Below are 15,123 nucleotides of genomic sequence, written 5' to 3'. Positions count from 1 at the left end.
GGATCAGGCGGCGTTCGCCAGTGCCGTCCGCTTCAGCTCGGCGGCCTTGGCGAGGTCCGCGTCGGAGACCGCCGCGAACGAGCCGAAGACCGAGACAGCCTGGTAGTAGGTCCAGGCCAGCGCGGTGCAGGCGGGCCGGACAGCCGACGAGTAGGTGGCGCACTTGCGCTTGAGGTCCTCGTAGAGGGCCGAGTCGAGGCGGGCCTTGTTGGCGTCGAACGCGCCGACCGCCTTGTAGTTGCGGTAGCCGAAGTCGTGCCGGGCGCAGGACAGCTTGAAGTCGAAGCCGAGCGGGTTGTCCGGGCTCGACGAGCAGTAGTCGGTGCTCCAGTCGAAGGCGTAGGCGGACCAGGCGCCCTGGTTCTGCCGGGCGGCGTTCCAGGAGTTGTAGCTGGTCGCGCTGGTCTGGGTGAAGCTCGACAGGACGGCGAGCTTGTCGGCGGGGGCGGCGGCGGTGGCGGGGGTGGCCAGGCCGATCGTGACGGCCAGGGCGGCGGTCGCGGCGGCGAGCAGGGATCGGACGGCGGTGGTGGCGGTCATCCAGACTCCTAGGTACGGCCCGCACTTCGGGTCGAGCGGGCTGCCTGGTGAAAGATCCTGGGGGCCCGATCTGGCCGTACGCCACCTTGGTCATTGATTTTTGTCAATCTAAGGGGAAACGGTTCGCCTTTCGTCCGGTAAGTGGGGAGGGAGTCCCCACTTACCGGAACTTTGCCGAGGGCGGCGCGCTGACCTGCCGCGACGTCGCCGGTACCGGTTTCGGCGCATTGACACTGATTAACACGCCGTTCACAGTGGCGGCAAGAGAGCGCTTTCTTGCACACCCCCGTCCTCCTGTGGTTGGAAAGGCTCGTCGCCCATGCGAAAACGTCCCCTCCTGGCTGTCGCGCTGGCCGCGGCGCTCACCGCGTACGCCCTGGTCGCCGCGACCGCGGCCAGCGCCGCCGACACCCTGCTCTCGCAGGGCAGAACGGCCACCGCGTCCTCCGTCGAATCGGCCGCCTTCCCCGCGGCGAACGCCGTCGACGGCAACGGCGGCACCCGCTGGTCGAGCGCGTTCACCGACCCGCAATGGCTCCAGGTCGACCTCGGCGCCAGTGCCACGATCACGTCGGTCGTCCTCGACTGGGAAGCGGCGTACGCCAAATCCTTTTCGATCGCGACCTCGGCCGACGGCAATTCCTGGACCACCCGCTACAGCACCACGGCGGGAACCGGTGGGCGGCAGACGCTCACGGTGAACGGCACCGGGCGATACGTGCGCCTCAACACCACGGTCCGGGCCACCCAGTGGGGAGTGTCGCTGACCGAGTTCCAGGTCTTCGGGACCGGCGGCGGCAGCACCACGCCGACCATTCCGCCGGGCGCCGTGCGGGTCGCCGAGTTCCTGGCCGACTGCCCGTTCACGCACCGGCTGCCGGACGACCCGATCGTCTTCCCGAACCTGCCCGGCGCCTCGCACATGCACAGCTTCTTCGGCAGTGTGGTCACCAACGCGGCCACCACGGTCAACGACCTGATCAACGCGAACAGCAACTGCAACCCGTCGATCGACAAGTCGTCCTACTGGATTCCCACGCTCTACCAGGACAACGTGCCGGTCGAGCCGGTCACCGGGGTCTTCTACTACCTCGGTGAGGGCGTCTCGGACGCGTTGATCGCGCAAACCCAGCCGCTGCCGCTCGGCCTGCGGATCGTCGCCGGCAACGCCAAGGCGACCGGGCCGGCCGACAACACCATCGCCCGCTGGTCCTGCCTGTCGCACGGCGAGGTCAACCCGCTGTCCGACTTCGTCAACTGTCCGGCGGGCTCGATGCTGGAGTCGTACCTCGACTTCCCGCACTGCTGGGACGGGCGGAACCTGGACTCGGCCGACCACAAGAGCCACATGGCGTACCCGGTCAACAACGCCTGCCCGGCCAGCCACCCGGTGGTCGTGCCGAAGCTGCGCCAGGTCATGCGGTACCCGGTCAACGGCGACCCGGCCCGGCTGCGGCTGGCCTCCGGACCCGGCTACACGATGCACGGCGACTTCTTCAACGCGTGGCCGGTCGACGAGATGGCGCGCCGGGTGAACGACTGCATCCGGATCATCGTCAAGTGCGGGGCCGACGGCCGACCTTGATCAGGCGCACGGGGGCGGCATGACATATGTTGCCCCCGTGACCTCATCGGCAAGTGAGCAGCAGCGCCGGCAGCACGCGTCGTCCTTCGGGGCGGCGGCCCGGGAGTACCGGCGCGGGCGGCCGACGTACCCGGTGGCGGCGGTGGAGTGGCTGGTCCCGGCGTCGGCCACGACCGTCCTGGACCTGGGCGCCGGCACCGGGAAGTTCACCGAGCTGCTGGTCACGGCCGGATTCGACGTCATCGCGGTGGAGCCGTCCGCCGGGATGCGGGCGGAACTCGCCGACGCGGTGCCGGCCGCGACCGTGCACGACGGCACGGCCGAGCGGATCCCGCTGCCGGACGCCTCCGCCGACGCGGTGGTGATGGCGCAGGCGTGGCACTGGGTCGACCCGGCGCTCGCCGTGCCGGAGATCGCCCGGGTGCTGCGGCCCGGCGGCACGCTCGGCCTGGTGTGGAACGTGCGGGACGACAACGAGCCGTGGGTCGCCGAGCTGGGCGATCTGCTGCACCACCACAGCCGGCAGGAGATGGACACCGCGCCGGTTCTGGGGGAGCCGTTCGAGCGGGTGGAACGGGCCGAGTTCGGGTGGGTGCACACGATGAGCCGGGCGGCGCTGTTCGACATGATCGCCTCGCGCAGCTATGTGATCGTGCTGCCCGGGCCGGAGCGGGCCGAGCTGCTCGGGAACGTGGCGGAGCTGCTCGACTCACATCCGGATCTGGCCGGGCACGACGAGGTGCGGTTGCCGTACGTGACCCGCTGCACCCGCGCCGTCCGGACATGATCCGCGGCGGCGCCGCCGGCCCGGTACTCGGACAGCTTCACCGACCATGTGCGAACGTCGGTCTGGAGCAGCGGCTCCTCCGGATGCTCTAGTCTGGCTTTCTGACCTGGGGTTTCTGCGGACCGCACCGGAGAATGTCGGGGAGAGCCGGCATGACCAAGATCAGTGCCGCGGTGCTGTGTGCCGCCGCCGTCGGCATCGCCGGGGCGGGGTGGTTCGTCGTCGCTCACCGGGGCGCGGCGGATGCGGTGCCGGCATCGCTGGCCGAGGATGTCGCCGGGCGGGTGGTGCCGCTGGTCGAGGCGGAGATGACCGCGCGGCGGCAGCCGGCGACGATGGTGTGCGTGGTCCGGGTTCTGGGCGTCGACCCGCGGGGCGCGACGGCCCTGGCCGACGTCCGGCAGGCGTACGTCTGGTCCCTGTGCGCGTCGGCCGGCACCGAGGCGCGGTCGGAGTCGTCGATGCCGATGGCGGTGGACCTCAGCGGTTCGGCCGGCGTGCGGATGCCGGAGTACGGCGACTACACCGCCCAGGTCGAGAGCCTCTTCCCGAAGCGGCTCCAGGACGCGGCGTTCGACGGCGGGTACTCCGATGCCCTGGAGCAGGCCCTCCAGAACCGGCTCCGGAGCCTGCCGAAGGCGAGCCCGCGCTAGCCGGGCGCGCGGCGGTAGCGGCCCGGCGGCCGGTCGAAGCGGCGCTTGAACGCGGCCGCGAAGGCGAACTCCGACGTGTAGCCGACCTCGGCCGCTATCGTGCTCAGCGGCGCGTCCGAGGCGGTCAGCAGGCGCGCCGCGGTGGTCATCCGCCACCAGGTCAGATACGTCAGCGGCGGCTGGCCGGTCAGCTCGGTGAACCGGCGCGCGAACGGGGTCCGGGACAGGCCGGCCTCGGCCGCCAGGGTCGCCACCGTCCACGGATGGCCGGGGGACCGGTGCATGGCCCGCAGCGCGGCGGCGATCGGCGGGTCGTTGAGCGCCGCCGCCCACCCGGTGCCGGTCTCGCCGGCCGGGGCCTGGTCGAGCCAGGCCCGCAGGATGTGCAGCAGCGCAGAAAGGCGGGTTTCCGGCACATGGATCGTCCCGCCCGGCCGCTCTAGGTTCGGATCATGCGAGCGATGCGAATCCACCGGCACGGCGATCCGAGCGTGATCCAGGACGACGACGTCCCTCGGCCGGCACCCGGGCCGGGCGAGGTGCTGATCAGGGTGGCCGGAACTTCTTTCAACCCCTCAGACCTTGGCGTACGACGTGGGCTGATGCCCGCCGGCTTACCGTTCACCCTCTGTGGCGACGTCTCCGGTACCGTCACCACGACCGGCGACCGGGTGATCGGCCGGATCGTCGCCGCCGCCGCGGACTACGTGGTCGCGCCGGCCGCCGACCTGGTCGCGGCGCCCGCGACGATCCCGCTGGCGCACGCCGCCGCGATCCCGATCGCCGGCCTGACCGCGTGGCAGGCCGTCTTCGACCACGCGAAGCTCGCCCCCGGCATGCGCGTCCTGATCAACGGCGCCGGCGGCGGGGTGGGCGGGTTCGCCGTCCAACTGGCCAGGCACGCCGGGGCGCACGTCACCGCGACCGCCTCGGCCCGCAGCGCGGCGGCGGTCCGGGCGCAGGGCGCCGACGAGGTCGTCGACTACTCCACGACCCCGCTGCCGGCCGGGCCGTTCGACGCCGTCCTGAACCTGGTCCACCTCGAGCCTGAGCGGGCCGGGACCCTGGTCGCGCTCGGCGGGGTGCTGGTCTCGATCACGCTGCCGGTGGGCCTGCACTTCGTGGCCCGCAACGACCCCGGGCAGCTCGCCGAGCTGGTCGCGCTGATCGACGCCGGGATCGTGCGCGTCGACGTCGCGGCCGTGCGTCCGCTGACCGAGCTGCCCGCGGTCCACCGCGACGCCGAGGCGGGGCGGCTGCGCGGCAAGACCGTGCTGATCCCCTGAGACGGCCGGGACCGTGATCGCTACCTCGGCGCGCTGGCTTCTGCGCCTGGGGCGTTTGCGACGGCGTACGCGAAATCTGGTTGTCGGGTTTTTCGCGGTGATCGCGGCGGGGATACCGCGTGCGGGTCCGGCGGCTGCCGGCGGGTGGTCAAGGTGCGGCCGGCCGCCGGGCAGACCGCTGAGGAGCCGGCCCCGCAGATGGGCGTCGCGGCGGAGAAGGTCCGGTCACCCGGGGTCGAGGGCGAACAGGACTCGCGACTTGGCGGGGTTGCCGACCGCCAGGGCCCCGGCCGGGACGTCCCGGTGCACGACCGCGCCGGCGCTGATCTTGGCACCGTGCCCGACGGTCCGCCCCGGGAAGACCGTCGCATGGGTTCCCAGAAACACGTCGTCCCGCAGTTCCACCCCGCCGTTGATCGCTGAATACGGCGAGAACACGCAGTTCCCGCCGGTGATCGCGTCATGGCCGGCGGAGGCATGAACGTTGATCGCGGTGTTGGCACCGATGGTGGCCGCGGTGCCGACGAAGGCGAAAGGGCACACCACACATCCGTCGCCCAACCGCGCCCCGGGCCCGATGTAGGCCGACGGATGGACGACGGTCAGGAGACGCCCACCCCGGGACTCGACCGCCGCGGCGAGCGCCCGGCGGGCGGCCGGGTGACCTACGGCGACGACGAACCTCGTCGCCTCGGAGATCGGGATGTCGTGGACCCGGCCCAGCACCTTCGCGGCGAGGTCGAACCCGTCGAGCGCCCGTGGGTTGTCGTCGGCGAAGCCGGCTACCCGGTGCGCCGGCCGGCCGGCGAACGCGTCCTGGGCGTAGCCGAGGACTTCCCGGCCGAACCCCCCGGCGCCGACGATGACCAGTTCCACGCGCGTCATGTGAGGTGCACCTCCGTCAGGTTGATGGTCGTCCGGCGGGTGAACGATTGGAGCAGGTCGTAGCCGTCCCAGATGTGGTGGAACGTCAAGGCCTCGCCGACCGGGACGACCCGGTCGATCCCGCGGCCGTTGAGTTCGCGTATCAGGCCGGTCAGTTCCGCCGCCGAGAATCCGAACTGGACCAGGGTCTGGTCGCGGCGGTCGAGGTGACGCGGCAGGTCGAGCAGCGAGTCGACGCGGAACTGGAAGAAGATGCCACCGCCGCAGAACTCGCCGCGCACATCCGCGAACCGATCGAGGGGCAGGACGGTCAGCCGGCTTCCGTACGAACGGGCTTGTCCGACCGGCCAGTCGATCGCGGCTCGGCGGGTGTAGGCGAGCTTGGCGATCGCGGTGGACGTCGCGACCTCGTACTCGCGCTGCCGGGTGACCTCGGCGAGCCGGCCGAAGAGGTCGCGGCCGGCGTCCTCGGCGGCGGTGTGGCCACCGGCCCAGACCAGGAGCCGCGGTGACGAGCACCCGCGTTGGTCGAACGAATACGCGTCGTTGAAGAAGCGCTGCGCCAGGTGGTCCCGTCCGCCGTCGTCGAGGGCGAGGTAGCTGTCGGCCTTGAACACCGCCAGCGAGAACCGGTCGGGGAACGTCAACTCGGTGGCGTGCGGCGGCAAGGGGCTGCGCCTGATCTGTGCGATCGTCGCATCACCACCCCACACGACGCGCAGGTCGCAGGCGGCTGACAGCAGATCGTTGACCTGCTTGTCGTGGCCGTACTGCACCACCGTGGTCGATGCCCGGACGGACGGATGACCGCCGGCCCGGAACAGGTCGGCCAGCACGTCGACGATCAGGGTGGTCTGCTCACCGGCTCGGTCGGAGAGTCGTACGACGTTGCGATTCCCGGCGAGCGTGGACAGCAACCACGAATACATGAAGATGGTGTCGACGTTGGCGGGCGGGATGTGCAGGACCGTCCCGCGCGGGACGAGAAGGCAGGTGTCGTCGCTCAACTCCGCGAAATCGGCGGCGAGACGCCGGATCCCGGTGCCGCGCAACCAGAACGCGAGCGCTTGGGCCTCCGGCAGCCCGCGCGCCTCCCTTCTGAGTCGCTGGGCGAAGTGGGCGCAGAAATCCATCGCCTCCGCGCTGAACGGCGCCTCGACCCGAGCCTCTCGCAGGTCCCGTAGGAGGTCGGGGACGCCGATCACCGCGGCCACCGGCAGCAGTTGGCGGACGGTGGGGGCGTCGGTGACCGCGGTCATGCCGGCATCGCCGTCCCGCTGTGCTCGTGGGCGTAGGTGTCGCCGCAGCCCCGCAACTCGGCTTGTGGCACGCGTCCGATCACTTCCAGTTGTTTGCCGCCCCAGCCCGTGGCGGGATCGCCGGCTCCGTGCACGACGCCGAGATCCTCGGTGAGCAACGCGTGCCCGGGATAGCTCCGCGGGAGGGCACTCACCACCTCGATCACCCCGGCCTGACCCACCGGTGCCTCGTCCCAGGTCCGCGGATCGCGGATGATGACGTCGGCGAAGTTCGGCGGGTAGAGGTAGCCGTCGTGGCCCTCCAGGAAGACGCTGCCGACCTGTTCCACCATGCCGTAGAAGTTGTGCACCCGGGTGACACCGGTCAGCTCGAAGAGCGTCCTCTTGAAGGTGGCGTTGTCGACGGCTTGGGCTTGCAGGGCTTTCCAGCCACCCCCGTGGACGAGAGTGGCGTTCGAGAGATCCGCCTCCATCGGCCCGATCTGGTGAACCAGGTGTTGCCACACCATGAAGGTGGAACCGGAGACGAGGATCGGCTCACCGGCGAAGCGGCCGAGGAAGGCGGCCAGACCTCGGCGGTCGAGGTTCATGTCGTCGTCCAGGGCATGGAAATGGTGCCGGCCGAAGCTCGCCATCCCGAGAACGGCGGCGACTCGGGCACTGAACTGCTTCTGCCGGCTCACCTCGTGCTTGGCATCGATGATGATCATCGGAAGGCGCCGGGGCCCCAGCAGCGTTGTCATGATCGCGGCCAAGGCCCGCGTTTGAAGGTCCGCCGTCCTCCGGTCCAGCACCACTCTGCTGACGGTCTGCCCGGTGGTCCCGCTCGACGTCATCGTCTTGAAGACCTCGTCGTCGGGCACACTCGCCAGCCGATGGGTCTTGAAGAGCGCAACCGGAAGGTACGGCACGTCGGCGAGGCTCCGGACGTCCGTGGCCGGGGGAAACGTGTCGAGGATCCGTGCGTATCCGGCGCACGTGCGCCGGTGCTGCTCGGTCAGCAGGGTGAGCTCGGCGGCGAGAAGCCGTCCTTTCTCGAGGTGATCGAGGCTGTACTGCCGGCGTGCGAGCAGTTCGTCGAGACTCACGTGCACCGTCCGGTTGGTTCGAGCCCGCGCTCGGCCAGCGCGCGATAGTCGGGCTTGCCGTTCGGCAGGACCGGCAGAGCGTCCACGTGCACGAACCGAAGCGACCTCGGTGGCACCTTCAGCACCCGGCAGAGTTCCCGCCGGACGGCGGCGAAGTGCTGGTCGTCGCCCCAGGTGCAGTAGATCCCGAGTTGTTCGCCGGAAAGCGCGACGACGCGGGCCGGGCCGTGATCGGCCAGCATCGCCTCGATCTCATCGAGGCTGACGCGGACGCCCGACAGCTTGGCAATGCGTTTGGTCCGGCCGGTGACGAAGAGATAGCCGTCCTCGTCGATGAAGCCCAGATCGCCGGTGTCCAGGACGTCCCCGGTGGTGTCGCCGAGCGCCAGGTCGGCCCGGTTCTCCGCGTAGCCCATCATCACGTTGGGCCCCCGGTAGCAGACGGTTCCTACCTCACCCGGACGTGCCGGGCCGTCGTCCCCGGCGCGGACGAACAGTTCGCCGCCGGCGAGGGCGGTGCCCACCGAGCCCAGCTTGTCCGGCAGGCGGTCCGGGTCCAGGCACGACATCCGGGGAGCGGCTTCGGTCTGTCCGTACATGACGTAGAAGCGTCCGCCGCGCTCCCGCATGAGATCACCGAAGTATCGGACCAGCCGGTCCTCGAGCCTCCCGCCGGCCTGCGTCAGCGTGGTGAGACGGGGCAGGTCCCACTCCGCGAACCCGACCCGCTGCAGGGTGTGGAAGGTCAGCGGCACACCTGCCATCGAGGTGACACCGAGCTCCCCCAGCGACTCCCAGAATGCCGGCGAGAACAGGTCCGCCTTCCCGACCACCACGCTCGCGCCGGCGATCAGGTGCGAGTGGAGCACCGACATTCCGTAGCTGTAGTGCAACGGCAGGGACGTGATGGCTCGCTCGGCACGGGTGAGACTCAGCGACTCGGCGATTGCCTCGGCATTCGCGGAGATGTTCGTGTGCGAGAGCCGGACGAACCGGGGACTTCCCGTGCTGCCCGAGGTCGTCAGCAGGACGGCGAGATCCCGGTGGACCTGATGTCGCGGCCGGTCCCGCCGCCACAGGCCATGGGCGGTCTCGACATACCCGTCGCGGGGTGCGGCGGCTCGATCGGGTGGCTGGATGACGATCTCCGGCTGGTAGTGCTCCAGCAAGCGGACGGCGAGATCCGGGTCGAGCTCCGCGTCGAGCAGAGCGACCGGGTGCCCGTGTTCGACGCAACCGAGGTAGCGAAGGACGGTCGTAACCGAGTTGTCCGCGAACAGGAACACCAGTACGTGATCGGCACCGAGCACCGATTTCACGGCCTCGACGTCCCGGTGGAGTTCCGCGTACGTTTCCACCGCGCCGGTGCGGGCGTCGATGAGTGCCGGCCGGGCGTCATCGTGATGCAGGAGCACTGAGACCTCACTTCACACGAGCATGCCGCCGTCGACTCCCAGCACCTGCCCCGTCACATATCTCGACATGTCGGAGGCGAAGAAGAGCACCGAACGGGCGATGTCGTCCGGCGTGCCGGTGCGTCCCATCTTGATGCCGGCCGCACGCTCGGCGAACCTCTCCGGCGGGAGCGCGCGCGTCATGTCCGTGTCGATGAATCCCGGCGCGACGGCGTTCACCCGGATCTGGCGTGGCGCGAGTTCCTTCGCGGCGGACTTCGTGAGGCCGATCAACGCGGATTTGGTGGCCGAGTAGACCGTCTGCCCTTCGTTGCCGACCACTCCGACGATCGAACTCAGATTGACGATCGAGCCTTCGTTCTTTCGTTGCATCAGGCGGGCGGCCGCTTGGAGATGGTGGATGGCCCCGAATGTGTTGACCTGGAACGAGCGTTCGATCATCTCGTCGGAAACCATTCCCAGCAGCGCGTCGTCGAGAATGCCGGCATTGTTCACGAGGACGTCCAGCCGGCCGTGTTCCTTGAAGATCAGCTGATAGGCCCGGCGGATGCCGGCGGGGTCGGTCACGTCGCAGACGACGCCGGAAGCGGGTCGCCCGTAGGTGGTCTCGAGCTCGCCGGCCCGTGCCGTGACGGCGGCGGCATCGGTGTGGCCGTTGACGATCACCGTGGCCCGGTGCGCCGCCAGGAGTTGTGCGGTTCGCCAGCCGATTCCGCGCGTCGAGCCGGTCACCAGGGCCACCCTGCCGGACAGGTCCAGGAGATCAGTCAAGGCTCACCCCGTGCCGCTGGAGGATCTTGACCGTCTCGGCGAAGCTGCTCATCGCCAGGACGTCGCCGGTTTCCAGCATGATGTCGAAGGCCTCTTCGATCTCGCCCACGAGCTGCATGTGAGCAACCGAGTCCCACAGCTCGGATCCCCGGTACTCCAGGGTGTCCCAGTCGGTGTCCGGACTGATGTCGAGAACCTCGGTGAACACCTTCTTGAGCCGGTCGGCCGACATCGCATTCGCTCCTTCGCTGAGCCTCGTCCGCGGTGCGGCCGGTCAGGCCGGCCCGGCGGGCGACGCCAAGACAAGTCTGGAGGACGGTCCCGGTTCGATGTCACGCATTGTTTCTGTTGTGCCGCACGGTGACTCGAGTTACCGATTAAGCCGCTGTCGCGGCTTGCGAATAGCTTCCGTGAGTGACGATACGCCCATGAATTCGGGTGGGCGTGACGTTCGGGAACAAGCTGGTGCGGCATCCCGGGGGCCATTCATGGACGATTTCCGATCGGGCCGATCCGGGTGGCGAGGATCTTGGTCGCTACCCTGGCGCGATGACTTCTGCGCCTGGGGCGTCGCGACGGCGTACGCGAAATGTGGTTGTCGGGTTTTTCGCGGTGATCGCGGCGCTCGCCTTCTGCTGGGGCGGGAGCTTCGTCTACCTGTCGGTGTTCGGCGGCGAGGGGTCGCTGCCGCCGGCGTCGCGGGTGCCGGAGGTGCCGGCCGGGGCCACGGTGGTCGGCGAGGACACCGCGTGCGGGTCCGGCGGCTGCTGGCGGGTGCTCAAGGTGCGGCCGGCCGCCGGGCAGACCGCCGAAGACCTGGCCCGGCAGATGGGCGTCGACGGGGAGCGGGAGAAGTCACCCAGCCTGACCGACCCGGCGACCGTGCACATCAGCTCCGACATCCGGGACGGCCTGCTGATCATCCAGGTGGGCTACCAGTAGGACGGGTCAGCAGGCCGGGCGGAGCAACTCGGTACGCATGCGGGGTTCGAAGGCCCGGCAGGTGCCGGGTTTGGTCTTCTTGGCCCGGTACATCGCCAGGTCGGCGTCCTCCAGCAGGCGTTCCGCGGTCCGGCCCGGGCCGCCGTAGGCGATGCCCACGCTGGCCCGGGTGAGCACGCTGCGCCCGGCGATCTCGAACGGCTCGCTGATCGCGTCGATCACCCGCTGCGCGATCTCCCACGCCTCCGGTTCCCCGGAGATCGGCTCCAGCAGCACCGCGAACTCGTCGCCGCCGAACCGGGCGGCCATGTCCGACTCGCGCACCGAGGTGCGCAGCCGGTCCGCGACCCCGCGCAGCAGCTCGTCGCCGGCGGCGTGCCCGAGTGTGTCGTTGACCTGCTTGAACAGGTCGAGGTCCAGGTAGAGCAGGGCGGCCCGGCCACCGGCGCCGAGGGCCTGCTCGGCCCGCTCCAGGAACAGCGTGCGGTTGGGCAGCCGGGTCAGCGGGTCGTGGTGCGCCGCGTGCACCGCGGCCAGGGTGTGCGCGCCGGTCAGCGCCAGGCTGGCCTGCTCGCTGAAGGCGGCGAGGACGTCACGCCGCTCGGAGACGCGCACGTCGCCGCCGTGCCCGGCGATCACGAACCCGCCGGCCAGCCGGTCCCCGATGTAGACCGGCGCGGCCGCCAGCGGCCCGTCGGCGATCGGCTCGCCGGCGGCCATCGCCCGGCGGGCGGCCCGCAGGACCGGATCCCGGCCGGTCGAGGTGCCGCCGGACGCGGACGCCACGGTCAGCCGGGCCGGGTCGTCGATGTCGTGCAGGACCAGCGCCGCGACCCCGTCGTCGAGCAGCGTCCGGGCGCCGAGCGTGATCGCGTCCAGCAGCTCGCCGAGCGGGGTGCCCTGCCCGGCCGCCCGCTGCACCCGCAGCAGCGTTTCGAGCAGCCGTTCCCGGCGTTCGAGCGCCTCCAGCAGCACCAGCCGGGCCTCGGCCTCCCGCTCCCGTTCCAGGCGCAGCTGCTGCTCGGCGGCGATCGTGCGCAGCCCGCGCACGGCCAGGCCGAGCACCTTCGCCATGCCCTGCAGCATCTGGCGTTCCTCGGGCGCGAACGGCTCGTCGGCCCGCGCCACGACCAGGCGCTCGTCGTAGTCGCCGTCGAGCGCGTGCACGGTGACGAACGCGTCCCCGAACCCGGGGAACCGCACGGACTCGCTGCCCGGGCGGATCTCGGTGAACAGGGCCGGCTCCGGGGAACGGCCCAGCCCGACCGACGCGGCCAGGGCGCCGTTCCAGATCACGGCGCCCAGCTCGGCGTCGATCGCCTCGGTGGCCCGCTGGACGGCGACCCGGGCGGCGGCCGGCTCGTCCCCGGCCCGGGTGATGGCGCTGAAGTACTCGCTGAGCCGCAGCATCGACCAGGCGGTCACGGCGTCAGCTCACGGCCAGGGCGGCCACGGTCAGGTGGTGCATGCCCTTCGCGCCCCGGGTCAGGACGATCTCGCCGTTGGAGTAGAAACCGCCGAACGGGATCGGCTTGAGCGCGTCCCGCAGCCGCTCGGCGGCGGCGTCGGTGTTGTCCTGGCCGAGGGCGATCGGGCGTACGCAGCAGTCGAAGACCAGGACCCCGAGTGGCTCGGCGCCGCCCAGCGCGTCGGCCGCGGCCCGGCCGGCGGTGGCCGCCGCACCGATCACCTGGTCGGCGTCCTGCTCCATGAACGAGACCATCGCGCCCTCCGGCGTGTCGGCCAGGCTGGAGATCGACCGCTGCTCCGGGTCGCACTCGAAGATGATCCGGACGTCCTCGCCGGTGCGCCGGGCCAGGCCGAGCGGCCGGACCGTGGCGAAGTTCAGGAACGCGCCCGGGTCCGCGGCGATCTCCGGCGTCCCGCCGGTGCGCCGCAGGTAGACGTCGAGGGCCGGCTCACCGTCCAGCTCGAAGATCCGCCCGCCCTCGCTGCGGGTCACCACCATCGGCTCGCCGGTCCGGTGCCAGCCGTGCGCCATCGCGATCCCGAACGCCGACTCGGAACCGAGCGCGGCGCCGAGCACCGCGTTCTTCAGGACCCGGACCTCGGTGCCCGAGCTGAAGAACGAGTACGTACCGGTCTGCGTCACGTTGTCGCCCGCGCACCCGCCGATCAGCGGCACCTGCGCGCCGGCCACCGAATACGCCCCGCGGACCACTTCCTGCTGGTCACCGCTGCGCCCGTCGCCGAGCATCAGCAGCACCCGGTGCGGGGAGTCCACGTCGTCCAGCGCGGACGCCACGGTCTCGCCGGCCGCATAAAGATCCATGCTGTTGTACGGCACCGCCCGGCCGGACGCCTGGAACCCGTCCCCGCCGAGCGCGTTGACCACCACCCCGGCGCCGCGACCGTCCGCGGTGAACTCCCCGGACGTCGAGCAGCCGATCATCAGCACGTCCCCGCCGGCCGCCGCGTGCACCGCGGCCGCCATCGCCGGTGTCGAGTGCGACAGCGAGGCGAACACGATCACCAGGCCGGCCCGGCGGCCACCGAGCGCCTCGCGGCACGCCTGCGTCCCGGCCTCGGCCGGGTCGGCCAGCAGACTGCGCCCGACCCCGAACCACCGCTCCATGATCGCCCCCTCGACGGCGGGCCCGTGGCGGCCCTTCCGGGACAGATCATCGGTCGGACGTTGCGCGAACTGAGCCTTCGCGGGCTCGACAGCGCCGGGCATGATGACCGGATGGATTACGAAACCGCGCTCGGCTTACTTTTCCAGCCCGAGGGACGCCTCGATCCATACCCCGCCTACGACGTCATCCGCGCGCACTCGCCGGTCCTCCCGGCCATGGAGAACCAGTTCTTCGTGAGCAGTCACGCCCTGGTCGGCCGCCTGCTGCGGGACCCGGGCCTGCGGGTGGCCGACAAGCGCGACTACGACCAGTTCTGGCCCACCTGGCGGGAGAACCGCGGGGTCGCCTCGGTCGTGCTGTCGATGCTGCAGACCAACCCGCCGGACCACTCCCGGGTGCGCCGCGCGGCCGCCGCCACGTTCACCGCGCGCCGGGTCGCCGCCATGCGCGAGGTCATCGCCACCCAGGTCGGCGAGCTGATCGACGAGATGCCGGCCGAGGCCGACTTCATGAGCGCGTTCGCCTACCCGCTGCCGATCGGCGTGATCTGCGCGCTGCTCGGCATCCCGGAGGGCGAGCGCCGCTGGTTCCGGCAGCGCGCCGCCGACCTGACCGTGGTGCTGGAGCCGATCAGCAGCGAGGAAGAGATGGGGCGCGCGGACAAGGCCGGGCGCGAGCTGGAGGACTACTTCATCGGCCTGGTCGCGGACCGGCAGCGGGCCCCGCGCGAGGACCTGACCAGCGCGCTCGTGCAGGCCGCGGGGGACGACGACGCCGTGCTCACCGGCGAGGAACTGCTCGCCAACCTGGTGGTGCTGCTGGTGGCCGGCTTCGAGACCACCACCAACCTGCTCGGCACCGGCCTGAAGATCCTGCTGGACCATCCCGCGCAGGCTGATCGGTTGCGGTCGGACCCGGAGCTCGCGCCGGCCTTCGTCGAGGAGATCCTCCGGTACGACTCGCCGGTGCAGCTGACCTCGCGGTTCACCACCACCCCGCTGGATCTCGACGGGGTCGCCGTCCCGGCCGGGGCGATGCTGACCATGCTGCTCGGCGCGGCGAACCGGGACCCGGCGCGGTACCCCGACCCGCACCGGTTCGACCCGGACCGGCCGAACATCCAGCCGGTCTCGTTCGGCGGGGGCGCGCACTACTGCCTGGGGGCGCCGCTGGCCCGGCTGGAGGCGCAGGTCGCGCTGCCGCTGCTGCTGACCCGGCTGCCCGGGCTGGCCCCCGCGGGCGAGCCGGTCCGCCGGGATCGGCTGACCCTGCGGGGTTACTCGTCGCTGCCGGTGCGAGCCTGACCCTTCGGCTC

The 15,123-nt window shown here is 71.0% G+C and carries 16 protein-coding genes; 6 read left to right on the top strand and 10 right to left on the bottom strand.

Features of this window, described 5'->3' with window-relative positions; genetic code table 11:
- Window positions 1-3: 3 nt before the first annotated feature.
- On the bottom strand, window positions 4-540 hold the full coding sequence (locus L3i22_RS28110; protein ID WP_221320538.1) for a phospholipase: 537 nt from the start codon (window positions 538-540) through the stop codon (window positions 4-6).
- Between the two features lie 319 nt (window positions 541-859).
- Between L3i22_RS28110 and L3i22_RS28105 the strand changes: the two genes are divergently transcribed.
- From L3i22_RS28105 to L3i22_RS28095, 3 genes are all read left to right on the top strand, one after another.
- Window positions 860-2,125 (top strand): DUF1996 domain-containing protein, encoded by a 1,266-nt coding sequence (locus L3i22_RS28105; RefSeq protein WP_255657185.1) that lies wholly within the window; start codon window positions 860-862, stop codon window positions 2,123-2,125.
- A gap of 37 nt (window positions 2,126-2,162) precedes the next feature.
- A complete protein-coding gene (locus L3i22_RS28100) occupies window positions 2,163-2,912 on the top strand; it encodes a class I SAM-dependent methyltransferase (RefSeq protein WP_255657184.1) in 750 nt (249 codons plus the stop codon).
- Between the two features lie 152 nt (window positions 2,913-3,064).
- Window positions 3,065-3,565 (top strand): hypothetical protein, encoded by a 501-nt coding sequence (locus L3i22_RS28095; protein WP_221320536.1) that lies wholly within the window; start codon window positions 3,065-3,067, stop codon window positions 3,563-3,565.
- Here L3i22_RS28095 and L3i22_RS28090 read toward each other — a convergent pair.
- Entirely contained in the window at window positions 3,562-3,981 is a 420-nt protein-coding gene (locus L3i22_RS28090) for a helix-turn-helix transcriptional regulator (RefSeq protein ID WP_255657183.1), read from the bottom strand. The two genes, L3i22_RS28095 and L3i22_RS28090, sit on opposite strands and share 4 nt — an antisense overlap.
- Before the next feature lie 36 nt (window positions 3,982-4,017).
- On the opposite strand from L3i22_RS28090, the gene L3i22_RS28085 reads away from it, so the two are divergent.
- A complete protein-coding gene (locus tag L3i22_RS28085) occupies window positions 4,018-4,851 on the top strand; it encodes an NADP-dependent oxidoreductase (RefSeq protein WP_221320535.1) in 834 nt (277 codons plus the stop codon).
- 225 nt (window positions 4,852-5,076) lie between these two features.
- On the opposite strand, the gene L3i22_RS28080 is transcribed toward L3i22_RS28085, so the two are convergent.
- From L3i22_RS28080 to L3i22_RS28055, 6 genes are read right to left on the bottom strand one after another with little or no spacing between them, the layout of a single operon-like run.
- Entirely contained in the window at window positions 5,077-5,736 is a 660-nt protein-coding gene (locus L3i22_RS28080) for a NeuD/PglB/VioB family sugar acetyltransferase (RefSeq protein WP_221320534.1), read from the bottom strand.
- Window positions 5,733-6,995: an acyl-CoA reductase gene (locus L3i22_RS28075; RefSeq protein ID WP_221320533.1), complete on the bottom strand. Its 1,263-nt coding sequence runs from the start codon at window positions 6,993-6,995 to the stop codon at window positions 5,733-5,735. The genes L3i22_RS28080 and L3i22_RS28075 overlap by 4 nt, the downstream gene beginning before the upstream one ends.
- A complete protein-coding gene (locus L3i22_RS28070; RefSeq protein ID WP_255657182.1) occupies window positions 6,992-8,083 on the bottom strand; it encodes an acyl-protein synthetase in 1,092 nt (363 codons plus the stop codon). Before L3i22_RS28070 ends, L3i22_RS28075 begins: the two co-directional genes overlap by 4 nt.
- A complete protein-coding gene (locus L3i22_RS28065) occupies window positions 8,080-9,498 on the bottom strand; it encodes an AMP-binding protein (RefSeq protein ID WP_221320532.1) in 1,419 nt (472 codons plus the stop codon). Before L3i22_RS28065 ends, L3i22_RS28070 begins: the two co-directional genes overlap by 4 nt.
- A 12-nt stretch (window positions 9,499-9,510) precedes the next feature.
- Window positions 9,511-10,269, bottom strand: a complete 759-nt coding sequence (locus tag L3i22_RS28060; RefSeq protein WP_221320531.1) for an SDR family NAD(P)-dependent oxidoreductase — start codon at window positions 10,267-10,269, stop codon at window positions 9,511-9,513.
- On the bottom strand, window positions 10,262-10,501 hold the full coding sequence (locus L3i22_RS28055; RefSeq protein ID WP_221320530.1) for an acyl carrier protein: 240 nt from the start codon (window positions 10,499-10,501) through the stop codon (window positions 10,262-10,264). Before L3i22_RS28055 ends, L3i22_RS28060 begins: the two co-directional genes overlap by 8 nt.
- A 317-nt stretch (window positions 10,502-10,818) precedes the next feature.
- On the opposite strand from L3i22_RS28055, the gene L3i22_RS28050 reads away from it, so the two are divergent.
- The gene (locus tag L3i22_RS28050) at window positions 10,819-11,211 is read left to right on the top strand and encodes a hypothetical protein (protein ID WP_221320529.1); all 393 of its coding nucleotides are present in this window, start codon (window positions 10,819-10,821) and stop codon (window positions 11,209-11,211) included.
- Window positions 11,212-11,217: 6 nt separating this feature from the next.
- On the opposite strand, the gene L3i22_RS28045 is transcribed toward L3i22_RS28050, so the two are convergent.
- Window positions 11,218-12,636 carry a GGDEF domain-containing protein gene (locus L3i22_RS28045; RefSeq protein WP_221320528.1) on the bottom strand — a complete coding sequence of 473 codons (1,419 nt, stop codon included), beginning with the start codon at window positions 12,634-12,636 and terminating at the stop codon, window positions 11,218-11,220.
- Between the two features lie 4 nt (window positions 12,637-12,640).
- Window positions 12,641-13,909, bottom strand: coding sequence for an FIST signal transduction protein (locus L3i22_RS28040; RefSeq protein ID WP_221320527.1), 1,269 nt, complete (start codon window positions 13,907-13,909; stop codon window positions 12,641-12,643).
- A gap of 9 nt (window positions 13,910-13,918) precedes the next feature.
- Between L3i22_RS28040 and L3i22_RS28035 the strand changes: the two genes are divergently transcribed.
- Entirely contained in the window at window positions 13,919-15,112 is a 1,194-nt protein-coding gene (locus L3i22_RS28035; protein ID WP_221320526.1) for a cytochrome P450, read from the top strand.
- The last annotated feature ends 11 nt before the right edge of the window (window positions 15,113-15,123 follow it).

The organism is Actinoplanes sp. L3-i22 (genome assembly GCF_019704555.1).
In the GTDB taxonomy this organism is placed as follows: domain Bacteria; phylum Actinomycetota; class Actinomycetes; order Mycobacteriales; family Micromonosporaceae; genus Actinoplanes.
Note: the sequence above shows the minus strand (reverse complement) of the source record. Positions and strands in the feature narration are given on the sequence as shown.

Bases quoted from the DNA above. Each gene is read 5' to 3' on its own strand.
- L3i22_RS28075 (WP_221320533.1), bottom strand. From the start codon at position 6,995: ATGACCGCGGTCACCGACGCCCCCACCGTCCGCCAACTGCTGCCGGTG.
- L3i22_RS28055 (WP_221320530.1), bottom strand. From the start codon at position 10,501: ATGTCGGCCGACCGGCTCAAGAAGGTGTTCACCGAGGTTCTCGACATC.
- L3i22_RS28095 (WP_221320536.1), top strand. From the start codon at position 3,065: ATGACCAAGATCAGTGCCGCGGTGCTGTGTGCCGCCGCCGTCGGCATC.
- L3i22_RS28110 (WP_221320538.1), bottom strand. From the start codon at position 540: ATGACCGCCACCACCGCCGTCCGATCCCTGCTCGCCGCCGCGACCGCC.
- L3i22_RS28080 (WP_221320534.1), bottom strand. From the start codon at position 5,736: ATGACGCGCGTGGAACTGGTCATCGTCGGCGCCGGGGGGTTCGGCCGG.
- L3i22_RS28105 (WP_255657185.1), top strand. From the start codon at position 860: ATGCGAAAACGTCCCCTCCTGGCTGTCGCGCTGGCCGCGGCGCTCACC.
- L3i22_RS28040 (WP_221320527.1), bottom strand. From the start codon at position 13,909: ATGCCCGGCGCTGTCGAGCCCGCGAAGGCTCAGTTCGCGCAACGTCCG.
- L3i22_RS28085 (WP_221320535.1), top strand. From the start codon at position 4,018: ATGCGAGCGATGCGAATCCACCGGCACGGCGATCCGAGCGTGATCCAG.
- L3i22_RS28035 (WP_221320526.1), top strand. From the start codon at position 13,919: ATGGATTACGAAACCGCGCTCGGCTTACTTTTCCAGCCCGAGGGACGC.
- L3i22_RS28050 (WP_221320529.1), top strand. From the start codon at position 10,819: ATGACTTCTGCGCCTGGGGCGTCGCGACGGCGTACGCGAAATGTGGTT.